General features: G+C 62.4%; 9 protein-coding genes. All 9 read right to left on the reverse strand.

The genetic code is table 11. The features are described 5' to 3' along the window. Window positions 1-2 precede the first annotated feature (2 nt). Window positions 3-1,988 carry a DNA mismatch repair endonuclease MutL gene (gene mutL / locus BN5935_RS00945; RefSeq protein ID WP_064974430.1) on the reverse strand — a complete coding sequence of 662 codons (1,986 nt, stop codon included), beginning with the start codon at window positions 1,986-1,988 and terminating at the stop codon, window positions 3-5. Next, complete coding sequence (locus BN5935_RS00950) at window positions 1,989-2,396, reverse strand: hypothetical protein (RefSeq protein ID WP_064974431.1); 408 nt, start codon at window positions 2,394-2,396, stop codon at window positions 1,989-1,991. Between the two features lie 83 nt (window positions 2,397-2,479). Further along, entirely contained in the window at window positions 2,480-3,649 is a 1,170-nt protein-coding gene (gene dnaJ, locus BN5935_RS00955; protein ID WP_064974432.1) for a molecular chaperone DnaJ, read from the reverse strand. A 4-nt stretch (window positions 3,650-3,653) separates the two neighbouring features. Further along, window positions 3,654-4,262, reverse strand: coding sequence for a nucleotide exchange factor GrpE (locus tag BN5935_RS00960; protein WP_064974433.1), 609 nt, complete (start codon window positions 4,260-4,262; stop codon window positions 3,654-3,656). Between the two features lie 152 nt (window positions 4,263-4,414). Next, entirely contained in the window at window positions 4,415-5,128 is a 714-nt protein-coding gene (locus BN5935_RS00965; RefSeq protein WP_064974434.1) for an SAM-dependent methyltransferase, read from the reverse strand. Next, complete coding sequence (gene alr / locus BN5935_RS00970; protein ID WP_064974435.1) at window positions 5,128-7,497, reverse strand: alanine racemase; 2,370 nt, start codon at window positions 7,495-7,497, stop codon at window positions 5,128-5,130. Before alr ends, BN5935_RS00965 begins: the two co-directional genes overlap by 1 nt. A gap of 538 nt (window positions 7,498-8,035) precedes the next feature. Next, a complete protein-coding gene (locus tag BN5935_RS00975) occupies window positions 8,036-10,528 on the reverse strand; it encodes an endonuclease MutS2 (protein WP_064974436.1) in 2,493 nt (830 codons plus the stop codon). Window positions 10,529-10,576: 48 nt separating this feature from the next. Beyond that, window positions 10,577-11,575 (reverse strand): MlaD family protein, encoded by a 999-nt coding sequence (locus BN5935_RS00980; RefSeq protein ID WP_064974437.1) that lies wholly within the window; start codon window positions 11,573-11,575, stop codon window positions 10,577-10,579. A 10-nt stretch (window positions 11,576-11,585) separates the two neighbouring features. Beyond that, window positions 11,586-12,803: an N-acetylmuramoyl-L-alanine amidase gene (locus BN5935_RS00985; protein ID WP_064974438.1), complete on the reverse strand. Its 1,218-nt coding sequence runs from the start codon at window positions 12,801-12,803 to the stop codon at window positions 11,586-11,588. Window positions 12,804-12,916: the final 113 nt, after the last annotated feature.

The following is a 12,916-nucleotide window of genomic DNA, read 5'->3' on the forward strand; positions in this document are numbered from 1 at the left end:
GATTATCCCAGTTTGGCGCGCAAATCTTCGGGCGTGATCTCCGCGGTGATCGCCTTGCCCGAGGGCGAGAAGCTGAAACTGCCCGTGTCGGCCAACTGCCCCAGCAGTGCCGCGGCCTCCTCGCGCGTCAGCGTCCGCCCCGCGCCCTTGGCACCCGAGCGGGCCATCACACAGGCGATCTTCTCGCGCCTCAAGTCGGCCAGCGACACGGGGGTTGCAAAGGCCTGCAACAGATCGAACAACAACCGGTCCACCGAATCGGCGGGCATATCGGCGGGCGTACCCCTCACCTCCACGGCCCCTTCGCCGCAAAAGTCGATGTCGAAGCCCAGCGAGGCGAACTCCACGGCATTCTCCTCCAACAAGGCGTATTCGTCGCCCGAGAGCACCAGCCGCTCGGGGAACAACAACTGCTGGCTCACCGACGAACCGTTGCCCAGCATGCGCAGGTAATCCTCATACAGAATCCGCTCGCGGGCGCGGCGCATGTCCACCACCACGAAACGGCCGTTGAGCAGGGCGGCGATATACCCGCCCGGCAGCGGCAGCGGATCGGTGAACTCCGGACGCTGCGCCATGTCGAAACGCTGTTGCTCGGGAGCGGCGGCGGAAGGGATGAAATCCAATGCGCTGTCATCGAATCCGCCGCCCGAAGCGATCTCGAAACCGCCTCCCGACTCGAATTCCTCGAACTCCCCGTCGTCCGTCGCAGGCAGGCTGAACGCCCCTCCCCGCGGGAATGCGGGTACAGCACCACGGCTCCCACCCGTGCGGAATCCCGCGGCCGTGACGTCCGACACGCCCCCGCCGTCGCGGTAAGGCACGTCGAAGCCCGTGAAATCCTCGTTGGGATCGGGCGCCGAGGGATCGATATACTCCTCGCTGAAAGGATTGTAGTTGCTGTTGGACATCGCCTGCGGCTCGCTGTACACGGCGCCTTTCTGCAGCACGGGAATCTCCACCACGCCATCGCGGTCGAAATCCATCAGCGGCACGGCGCCCGTCTTGGCCAGCGTCTCGCGCACGGCGGCGTTGATGATCTGCCACACGGCCTCCTCGTCGGCGAACTTCACCTCGGTCTTCTGCGGATGGACGTTGACGTCGATGCGTCCGGGGTCGATCGTCAGAAAGAGAAAATACGACGGCTGGCAGTTCTCGGGAATCAGTTTCTCGTAAGCCTTCAGGATGGCGCTCGTCAGGTAGCTGCTTTTGAAAAAGCGTCCGTTGACGAACAGATACTGCTCCGTATTGCGTTTCTTAGCGGCCGCCGGACGGCCGATATAACCTTCGATACGGGCGATCGAGGTGTCGGCCTCGACCTCCAGCAGATTCTGCTTGATATGGCGCCCCACCACGTCCACGATGCGGCCCGCCAGCGACGAGGCCTGCAGTGTGTAGACCGGAGCGTCGTTGGCGTAGAGTTCGAAACCGATCTGCGGATTGCAGAGCGCGATGCGCTGGAACTCGGACTTGATCTGCGAGGCCGATGTGGTGCTCTTGTCCAGAAAACGGCGGCGCGCGGGAACGTTATAGAACAGGTTGCGCACGAAGAACTGCGACCCCACGGGGCACATCACTGGATTCTGCGCCGCGAACTGCCCGCCGTTGATCTCGGTCTGGGTGCCCACCTCGTCGCCGGCCTGCCGCGTGCGCAGTTCGACCTGCGCCACGGCGGCGATCGAAGCCAGCGCTTCGCCGCGGAATCCGAACGTATGCAGGGCGTAGATATCCTCTACGGCCCCGATCTTGCTTGTGGCGTGGCGGTCGAAAGCCATGCGCGCGTCGATGGGCGACATGCCGCAGCCGTCGTCCACGATCTGGATCAAATCCTTGCCGCCGTCGCGGAAATTGACTTTCACGGAGGTCGCACCGGCGTCGATGGCATTCTCCATCATCTCCTTCACCACCGAGGCGGGCCGGTTGACGACCTCGCCCGCGGCGATCTGGTTGGCGACGACCTCGGGTAGTAATCGGATCTTGTCTGCCATCTACTCCTCCTGATAATCGTTGGGAACGACCGTGATGGGTGCATAGGGGTTGAACTCCTCCTCAGCCTGCTCGGTCTGCACCGGCGCCGGTTGGATTCGTGCGCGCAGGAATGCGTCGGCCAGCTTCGGGTAGAGCAGGTAGATGAACAGCAGCACCAACACGGCTGCCGCAGCCATCTTCAGGATGCGGCCCTGCCCCCTCTTGTCCTCGTCGGCACGCCGCGCGGCACGGGCGTCGCGCTGGGTGCGAATATACTGCCCGGGCTTGTATTCGCGCCCGGCATCCTCGGCCCGTTCGCCGCGCAGTTCGGCGCGACGCTGCTCGCGCGCCTCCTTCTCGGGGTCGAAATAGCGCGGGATATAATTGAACTTGTTCGCGTGTTTCTTAAACGGGGTAAAGCCTAACATGGTCGTCCTGTTCTAAATATAAAAGAAAAATTCGTCTCCTCTACTTGGTAAAGGTACGAATTTTCCCCGATTTTAGTATCTCCTTACCGGAAGAAACTCTTCATCCGTTCGAAAATGTTCTGGTTCCTGACCGATTCGGCCTTCTGGAAACCGGGCTGCGCTGCGAGCTGCTCGACGAGCTTCTTCTCCTCGGCCGAGAGCTTCGCGGGGATGGTGATGTCCACCACCACCAGTTCGTCGCCGCGGCCGTAGCCGTTCACGTCGGGCAGACCCTTGCCGCCCAGACGCAGCACCTTGCCGGCGTGCGTTCCCGGAGCGATCTTGATCTTGGCGCGCCCGTCCACGGTCGGCACCTCCACCGTGCCGCCCAGCAGAGCCATCGTCACGGTGATATTAAGGTTGTGGATCAGGTCGTTGCCGTCGCGGACCAGTTCCGCATTCGACTCCTCCTCGATCATCACCAGCAGGTCGCCGTTCACGCCGCCCTGACGCGCCGCATTGCCCTTGCCCGTAACCGTGAGGACCATCCCCTCGCCCACGCCGGCCGGAATGCGGATCTCCACGACCTCCTGCCCGCGCAGCGTCCCTTCGCCCTTGCACTTGTCGCACTGCGCCGTGATCACCTTGCCCGAGCCGCCGCATGTGGGGCACACGCCCTGTGTCTGCATGCGGCCGAAGAAGGTGTTTTCCACGCGCGTGACATACCCCGCACCGTTGCAGGTCGGGCAGGTCGAATAGGAATTGGCATCCTTGGCCCCCGTGCCGCCGCACTTGTCGCAGGCGATGGTCTTGTTGATCTTGAGCTTCTTGGTGACCCCGTTGGCGATCTCCGCCAGCGTCAGCTTGACCCGCACGCGAATGTCCGAGCCGCGGTTCACATGGCGCGAACCGCCGCCGTTCGACGAACGGAACCCGCCGCCGAAATGGCCGCCGAAGATATCGCCGAACTGCGAAAAGATGTCCTCCATCGAGAACCCTCCGCCGCTGAATCCGCCGAAGCCCCCGGCTCCGCCGCCTGCCGCGCCGCTCATTCCGGCATGGCCAAACTGGTCGTAACGGGCACGCTTGTCGGGATTCGACAGCACGTCGTAAGCCTCTGCGGCCTCCTTGAATTTCTCCTCGGCCTCCTTGTCCCCGGGGTTTTTGTCGGGGTGGAACTGGATGGCCGCTTTGCGGTATGCCTTCTTTATTTCGTCAGCGTTAGCGTTCTTCTGGACGCCCAGCACTTCGTAGTAATCCCTCTTTTCTGCCATGGTCTTACTCTCCTACAACAACTTTTGCGAAGCGCAGCACCTTGTCGCCCAGCTTGTAACCCGTCTGGACCACGTCGATGACCTTGCCCTTCTTCTCGTCGCCGGCGGCGAACCGGGCGACAGCCTCCGAAAGATCGGCGTCGAACTCCTTGTCCAGCACCTCGATCTCGGTCACACCCTTCTGGCGCAGCGCCTCGGTGAACTTCTGCGAAATGAGCGTCACACCGGCCCGCAGGGCCTCCAGATCGTCGCTTTTCTGCATGGCATCCACGGCGCGCTGCACGTCGTCGCGCACGGGCAGCATGGCCAGCAGCACGTCGCGGCCCCCGGTCTGCACCAGATCCATTTTCTCCTTGAGCGTCCGCTTGCGGTAGTTGTCGAACTCGGCCTGCAAGCGCACGAATTTGTCCTGCCACTGGGCTACGGCCGCTTCGAGCGCCTTGGCGGCATCGCCCTCGGCTGCCGGATCGTCGTCTGTCATTGTGTCAGCCGCATCGTCTGCCGCACCTGACACATTGGCACAAGGCTCGCCGTCGCACGAGGGATAACCCTCGCCCGGAACGAATCCTTCGTCACCGTTAACAGCCTCATTATAAACTTTTTCCTTTTTCATATCTTGTGATTTTTCAGTTTTCCTCCCCTTATTCGAACAAATTGCATACCAACCCGGCTAAGAGCCGGGCTTCAAGGGCGATGCCTGAGTCCGGACATCGGGCCCGACCTGCGCCGTTAGCATCCAAAAGCCGTTTCACGGCAAAGCTGCGCTTATCCGATAATAAAAATAGCCGGCCGCTTGTTCAGTTCGGGCAGTTGGCGGCGCCGCCACTCCCCCGCCGTATGGGTTTCGACCCGCTCGCCGGGAGCCGTCAGGTCCACAGCCACCGTCAGGCGGGTCTCCGCCCCGAGCGTCTGCACCAACTGCTCCATCAACTTCCCGTTGCGGTAGGGCGCCTCGATGAACAACTGCGACTGCCCTTCGGTCAGGGCCCGCCGTTCGAAAAAGCGGATGGCTTTCGCCCGTTCGGGCGGCTTCACGGGCAGATAGCCGTTGAAGGCGAACGACTGGCCGTTGAGCCCCGAAGCCATCACCGCGAGGATGATCGACGACGGTCCCACGAGCGGCACCACGCGGATGCCGCGGCGGTGGCACACCTCGACGACCAACGCCCCCGGATCGGCCACACCCGGCACGCCCGCCTCGGAGATCACCCCTGCGGAACGGCCTTCCAGCAAGGGTTTCACCAGCTCTTCGACCTCGCGTCCGGCGGCGGTATGCTCGTTCAGTTCGCGGAATTCCAGCTCTCCGATGGGCCGTTCGACACCGGCTTTCGACAAAAACCGCCGCGCCGAGCGCGTATTCTCGACGATGAAATAGTCCAGCGAGTTCATCACATCGCGGTTGACCGCGGGCAGCACGTCCCACGGCGCCGTCTCGTCCGAGATCGGACAGGGTATCAGGTAGAGGGTTCCGTAAGCCATTACTCTTTGAGGTAAATTCGTTTCACACGTCCCGACACCGAGGTCATAATCTCATAAGGGATGGTCTCCAGCACGCGGGCCATCGTCTCGAGGTCGTTGCCCGGCTCCGCCGAGAATACCACCGCCTCGTCGCCCTCCCCGACGCCCGGAATGTCCGTGACGTCGATCATGCAACTGTCCATACAGACCCGTCCGACGATCGGCGCAGGCAGCCCGTTCACGCGCATCGACCAGCGTCCGCACCCCAGGTGGCGGTCCAGCCCGTCGGCATAACCGATCGGCACCGTAGCCGTCACGGTCGGCCGCAGGAGCTTCCCGGCACGTCCGTACCCCACGGCGTCGCCCGCTTCGAGGTGTTTGACCTGCACGATGCGGGTACGGAGCGTCGACACCGGACGCAGGCCCGCGTTGTGTTCCCAGCCGAAGCCATAGAGTCCCAGCCCGAGGCGGCACATGTCGAACTGCGCCTCGGGAAAGCGTTCGATGGCGGCCGAATTGGCCGTATGGCGGATCACGGGGTACGGCAGCGACGCGGCGACGGCCGCGCTCATGCGGTCGTAACGCGCGATCTGCGCCCGCGTGTAGCCATCCTCCTCGGGCATGTCGGCGCAGTTCAGGTGCGAAAAGACCGACGCCACCTTCACGGCGGGCAGTTTCGGCAGCTCTCCGCACAGGCGCTCTACCTCATCCTCCATGAATCCCAGCCGGTGCATGCCCGTGTCGAGTTTCAGGTGGATGGGATAGCGCGTCTCCCCGGCATGCGACACCGCGTCGGCGAAATCGGCCAGCGAGCGGAAGCTGTATATCTCGGGTTCCAGCCGGTTGGCGATCATCTGGTCGAAACTGTCGGCATCGGCGTTCAGCACCACAATGGGCATCGTGATACCCCGCTCGCGCAGCAGCACGCCCTCGTCGGCGAATGCCACGGCGAGGTAATCGACGCCCTGATGCTGGAGCATCTGCGCCACCTCGAAATCCCCGGCGCCGTACGATCCCGCTTTGACCATCGCCACGAGCTTCGTCGAAAAGTCCAGCTTCGAACGGAAATAATTGAGGTTGTGGACCATGGCATCGAGATCGACCTCCAGCACCGTCGTGTGGCTCTTGCGCGCCAAAGCGTGAGCCAGCTTCTCGAAGCGGTACTCCCGGGCCCCTTTCAGCAGCACGGCGCGTCCCGCCACGGCCCGGCGGCCGATGCGGGCGATACACTCGTCGGTCGAGGCATAAAACTCCCGGTCGCAGTCGAACAACCCCGCATAGCGTTTCAGCTTGGGCCCGATGCCGATCAGCGTGTCGATGCCCGCCCGCGAGACCATCCCGGCCACCCGGCCGTAAAGCTCGTCGTCCGTCAGCCCGCTCTGCGCGATGTCCGACAGCACGAGCGTCCGGCGACGCGACAGCGCCACGTTGTGCAGGTAGTCCAGCGCCAGCGCCAGCGAATTGAGGTCGAGGTTGTAGGCGTCGTTGATGAGCACCGAATCGTTGATGCCGTCCTTGACTTCGAGGCGCATGGCGACCTCGGGAGCCCCGGAGAACGACGGCGCGGGATAGCCCATCGCCGCGCAGAACGCCTCGACGATCTGGGCGTTGCGGCGCGACGCCTCGTTGCCGATCACCGCCTCGGGGACCTGCGGGCACGCGGCTCCGTCGCAGAGCTTCCGTTCGGCGAACCGCGCAGCGATCATACGCCCCAGCGGCTCGTAATAACTATGGTAGACGATGGTCCGGGCCCGGTGGGCGAGGATCATCTTTTCGTTGCACTTCTGCTCCAGATTGAGGAAATTCTCCTGATGCGCGTCGCCGAGCGAGGTGAAGACCACCACGTCGGGACGGATGATGCGCTCCAGCCGCGCCATCTCGCCGGGCTTCGAAATACCCGCCTCGATCAGCGCCAGCTCCTCGTCGCCCTCGATCATCAGCACCGACAGCGGCACGCCCAACTGCGAATTGTAGCTCTTGGGCGAGCGGTAGCACTTCATCCCCGCGGGCAGCTCCTCGGCGATCCACTCCTTGATGACGGTCTTGCCGTTCGACCCGGTGATCCCCACGACCGTGCCCTTGAACTGCGCCCGGTGATAGGCCGCCAGACATTGCAGGGCCGCGATGGCGTTCGGGACCACGACATACCCGCACCCGGGCAGGGGTTCGACGCTGCGTTCGGTAAGGAACGCCCTCACCCCGCGCACATACATCTGCGCGATGTAGTCGTGCGAATCGTGGTTGGCGCCGCACATGGCGACGAACATCGGCCCGGAGCCCAGTTCGCACGTCAGCGAGCGGCTGTCGGTCACCACCGACTGCACCTCGCAGTCCGTTCCCGAGAACCTGCCGCCCACGACGGCGGCGATTTGTGAAAGCAGATATTTCATAAAATACCTATTTTTTTCTTTATACCTTTTGACCACAAAAATACTTAACCGCGGTCTTCGCCCGCGGAGTTATTACTACCTTTTGGTGGCAAAAGGTAGCGCCAAAACCATCCGCATGTCGCTTTCGCGGGAACGGCATTCGGCTTCGCTAAAACGGGCGCCTTCGCGGGTTTGTAAACAAACCGGCCCCGTTTTTTAACGCTCCGCCTTCCCGCCGTTCTCTTTCCGCTGCAAGCGATAATGCGGACTATTCCTCGCGCCAAAGACGGCGAATAACTCCCGCTTGGCAAAAAAGGCGTCAAGAAAGATGCGGACTAAAAGCGCGAGCGGAGGGGACGGTTTGCTTGCAAACCCGCGAATAGTCGCCCGGAGCCAGCGTTAGGCCGCGTCTTTTAGACTTTTTTGTCGGCGGGTCGGTTTTTGAAGCACTTTTTGCCGAACCAAAAAGTGCCAAAATTCCGCGGGCGAAGACCGCTGTTAACAGTACTTTTTTGCAAAAGCCTGCACCGCAAAACCCGTCGTCACTATCGCGGCGAAATCACGACAGATCGAAAGTCACTATCGTTATCCCCGCCCCGCCCCGGTCGGCATGCTCGTCGGCTGCCGAGGCGATCTCCGGCACCGTGCGGAGGTAACGGCGAATCTCCTCCTTCAGGGCACCCGTGCCTTTGCCGTGGAGGATCGACACCGTGCCGACGCCCACCATCAGCGCGTCGTCGATGAAATTCTGCACCATATCCAGCGCCTCCGACGCCCGCATACCGCGCACGTCGATGTGGTCCTTAAAATTAAGTTTGCGCGCCGAGATGTCCACCGACACCACCGTCCGGGCCGTCACGGGACGTGTCGCCTCGCGGTATTCGTTGTTCGACACCACCGTCAGCCGGGCCTTGTCCACCGTCGTCAAAATCTGCCCGAAGGCCACCTGCGCCCGCTTGCCCTTCACCGACTGCACCACGCCGACCATCTCCTGCCCGGCCATGCGGACCTTCGACCCGGCCACCACCTCGCGCGGCTTCTCGGGTTCGGGGACCGCCGTCTCCGCAGCTTTCGCACCCTGCCGGGCCTTGCGTTCGTCGCGCCGTTGGCGGCGACGCTCGATGCGCTCGATCTCGCGGGCCACCGAAGCCTCCTTCTCCGACGAATCGACCTGCTCGACCGCCTCGCGGAAGTCGTCCAACTCCCTCCGTGCCAGCCGCGTCAGCTCCTTCTCAGCCTGCGCCTCGCGGATGGTCTTGATCGTGTTTTCGATCTGCTTGTTGGCATTGGCGATCAACTGCTGCGCCTCCTGCTTGGCCTTTTTCAGTATCTCCTGCCGCTCGGCGCGAATCTTCGCCAGTTGCTCGGCATAATTCTGCTCCAACTCCTCGACCTTGCGGTCCGTCAGGCGGATGCGGTCGCGCTTCTGCTCCCAGTAGTGCTTGTCCCGGGCGATCTCGCGCAACTGTTTCTCGATGTTGATGTGGTCCGACCCGGCTTTCTCGCTCGCCGCGCGGATGATCTCCTCCGGGAGTCCGATCTTGCGGGCGATCTCCACGGCGAACGAACTGCCCGGCTTGCCCATTTCGAGTCGGAACAGCGGACGGATGTTCTGCACGTCGAACATCATCGCGCCGTTGGCTATGCCGTCGGTCGACGACGCATAGTATTTGATATTGGCGTAGTGGGTCGTGATGACGCCGTAACATCCCTTCGCCAGCAGGCGTTCGAGGATCGCCTCGGCGATGGCCCCGCCGATGATTGGCTCGGTGCCCGACCCGAACTCGTCGATCAGCGCCAGCGTCCGGTCCGAAGCTCCCGCCAGCATGTTCTTCATGTTCAGCAGGTGGGACGAATAGGTCGAGAGGTCGTTGTCGATCGACTGCTCGTCGCCGATGTCAATGAAGATACTCTTGAACACGGGCAGCTCCGAGACCTCCGAAGCCGGCACCGGGAATCCGCACTGGAACATATACTGCACGATGCCCGTGGTCTTCAGACAGACCGACTTGCCGCCGGCATTGGGACCCGAAATGACGAGGATATGTTTTTTGCGGTCCAGTTGCAGGTCCAGCGGCACGATCTCGCGCCCCGCGGCTTTTAGGGTCTGCTGTAGCAACGGATGGCGGGCGTTCTTCAGCACCAACCGGTCGTCGGTCGAAAGGATCGGCCGCACACACCCGTTCTCCGAGGCCCAGCGGCCCTTGGCGCGCAGCATGTCCACCTCCGCGAGGTAGTCGCCCGAATCGGCGATCAGCCCGGCGTCGGGACGTATCGACTCGGTGAACTCCGTGAGGATGCGCACGATCTCACGCCGCTCGGCATACTCCAGCTCACGCAGTTCGTTGTTGATCTCCACCACTTCGACCGGTTCGACATAAAAGGTCTTTCCCGTCGCCGACTCGTCGTGGATAAATCCGTTGAGTTTGCGTTTGTTGCCCGCGGCGACCGGAATCACGGCCCGTCCGTCGCGGATCGAGATCTGGGCGTCGGCATCGACGATGCCCGCTCCCTTGGCCGAAGCCAGTACGGCCTGCAGGCGCTTGGCCGCCTGCCCCTCGCGTTCGCGGATGGCCCGGCGAATCTCCTGAAGGGCAGGTGAGGCGTTGTCCTTCACGTTGCCGAAGCGGTCCAGAATAGCGTCGATGCGCTGCACGATCTCCGGAAATGCCGCCACGCCGCGCGTGCGGGCGTAGAGCGCCGGATAATGCTCCTCGCGGCTGAGGATAAAGGTGACAATGCCGCCGATGGCCGACAGCGCCTTATGCAGGACCACGACCTCCTCCACGTCGAGGAACGAGCCCTCGACACGCAGTTTGGCAACGACATAGTCGATGTCGGGATAGTCTCCCCCGGGGAAATCGCGCTCCATGTCGAGCACGAGGCGCATCTCGTCGGAGAGCGCCAGCCGCCGTTCGATCTCGCGCGGCGAGGTCGAAAAACCCTCGGCGGCGAGCCGCTCGCGGGCGGCGTGCATGGTACAACGGGCCGCGACCTGCTCACGGAGCCGGTCGAAACCTATTTTCTGCTCGAATGTGGCAGGGTAAATCATGGCGTAAACTAAAAATCCTTATTCCGGTCCTCCCGGAAAACCGCGGCGTTACAGCCGCTTGAGCGAATCCCGCTCGGCCTTGGCCGAAGCCTTGGCGGCCTTCCGCTCGGCCTTCTCCTGCATCTTCTCGGGGCTGCGCCCGAAGAGCGAGAAATGGACGTAACGGCCCGGGTATTTTTCAAGGTTGGCCAACAGCGACGCGAGGTTGTCGCTCGCCTCGGTCAGCGAATCGTAAAGCGCCGCGTCGTTCAGCAGTTTGCCGACGGTTCCTTCGCCCGAACCGATCCGGACCAGCAGGTCGTTGACCTCGCCGACCGCATCGGAGAGTTGCTGCGCGAACCCGGAATCGGCCAGATCCGCCGTGATGCGGTTCATGCTGCCCACGATGCTGTCCACGCGCGGAGCGTTCTCGCCGAGCATCACGGAGAAAGCCGTGAGGTTCTCCACGGCGGCTTTCAGGTTGTGTTTCTCGGCATCGATAATGCCGGCCATGTCGCCCGTGATGGTGTTCAGGTGGCCCAGCGTCCCGGTAATGCTCTGCGTGTTGCTCTCCATCAGGTTATTGAGCGTCGTCAGCGTGCGCGAAAGGTCGCCCGTCACCTGCGAGATCTTCTGTTTGAAGAATTCCAGTTCCGACCCGGCCACGTCCATCAGGTCGCGGTCGCGGCTCGAACGCAGCGTGTCGCCCTTTTCGAGATAGGTGTGCGCCGAGCCGTAGGTGATCTCGATGGCCTTGGCGCCCATCAGTCCGTTGCTGAAAATCTTGGCCTCGGAGTCGGTCGGAATGTGGTACTGGCGTTTGACGGTCAGTTGCAGCACGACGTTGTCGCTGCGCCCGGGGTCGAACGAAATGCCCGTCACCGTGCCGATCTTCACGCCTTTCATCATGATCGGCGAGGCCGTCTGCACGCCGTTGATCTGGTCATAGGCGGCGTAATAGACCGAGTTGCGGCTGAAGATGTCGAATCCTTTCAAAAACCGGATTCCGGCCCACGCGGCAATGAGCATCACCACGGCGAAAATTCCGATTTTAACTTCTCTTTTCATATCTGAAATTTTATTTTACAATTTGCGTACCCCGGCAGCTCACCACAAAGGCCCCCGGGAACACCTTGCGGACCTCGGCCGCCTTGCGCTGGGCCGCGTCGCGGGTCTCGTATTCGCCCACACCGTATTTGTAGGGGAAACGCCCCTCGGAAGTAAACTGCTTCACCTTGCCCTTGTAGCCGCGGAACTGCGCCGAGGAGACGGGCACCGGCGACGCCGAGGCCATCACCTGAACCGTATAGCGCAGGGGCGGCACAGCGGGTTTCTGCGCCGGTTTTTCCGCCGGCTTCGGCTTTTCCGTGACGGTCTTCGCGGGTTCCGTCTTCGGTTTTTCGGCAACAGGCTTCGCAGGCTCTGTCTTCGGCTTTTCAGCGACGGTTTTCGCAGGCTCGGGTTCCGGAGCGACGGTTTTCGCCAGCGCGTTCACCTGCTCCTCCTCGGCCATGCGCGTCCCGACCACATAGGCCGAATAGTCCCGCACAGCCTGATAGAGCGAACGGGCGATCTCGTTCTGCCCCTTCTCCGACTTCATGTAGGCCGCCTCCTGCGGATTGGACATGAACCCGATCTCGGTCAGCACGCCCGGCATGTCCGTGGCATAGAGCACCCGCAGCAGTTGCGGCTTGATGCCGCGCGAATGACGCCCGGCTTTCAGGTAATTATTCTGGATGCAGCGGGCCATGGCCATGCTGTATTCGCCGTAAGTGAACTGCAGGTTCTGAATATAGGCCCGCACGATGGCCGCCGTCCGCTCGTCGGACATGTCGATCAGGTCCTCGCGGTTGCTCTCGTAGAGGGCGTTCTCGTTGTAACGCTGTTCCTTGGGACTCTCGCCCATGATAAGCGTCTCGACACCCCGGGCCGCCGTAGCGCGCGCCGCATTGACGTGGATCGAGATGAAGAGGTCGCCCCCGGCCTTGTTGGCGATGTCGGCGCGCGCCTGCAGGTCCGAAGCCAGATCCTGCCCCAGCGCCTTGTCGGTCTTGCGCGTGTAGACCACCTTCACGCCCGGCATCCCGTCCTCGATGAGCTTGCCCAGCTTCAAGGCCACCTTCAGCGTCAGGTCCTTTTCATAGAGCCCGCCATAATGCGCCCCGGGGAATTTTCCCCCGTGTCCGGCGTCGATCACCACGACTTCGAAGCCGTGCGCAATATTCCCTGCGGCGGCAACGTTGGTAAAAACGGTTGCGGCTGCAAAGAGGAGTAGCAACAATGGTCGTGTGCGCATATTTAATGGTAACAAGTGTGAGCTTTCGTATTTTTTTACCTATCTTTGTCGGGCTTAAAACGCGGCAGGAATGCACCTGCGGGGCGTTTCGGGCGTTTTTGCCGACTTGTCGG

Origin of the sequence: Alistipes provencensis, from assembly GCF_900083545.1 — a bacterium.
Classification (GTDB): Bacteria; Bacteroidota; Bacteroidia; order Bacteroidales; family Rikenellaceae; genus Alistipes; species Alistipes provencensis.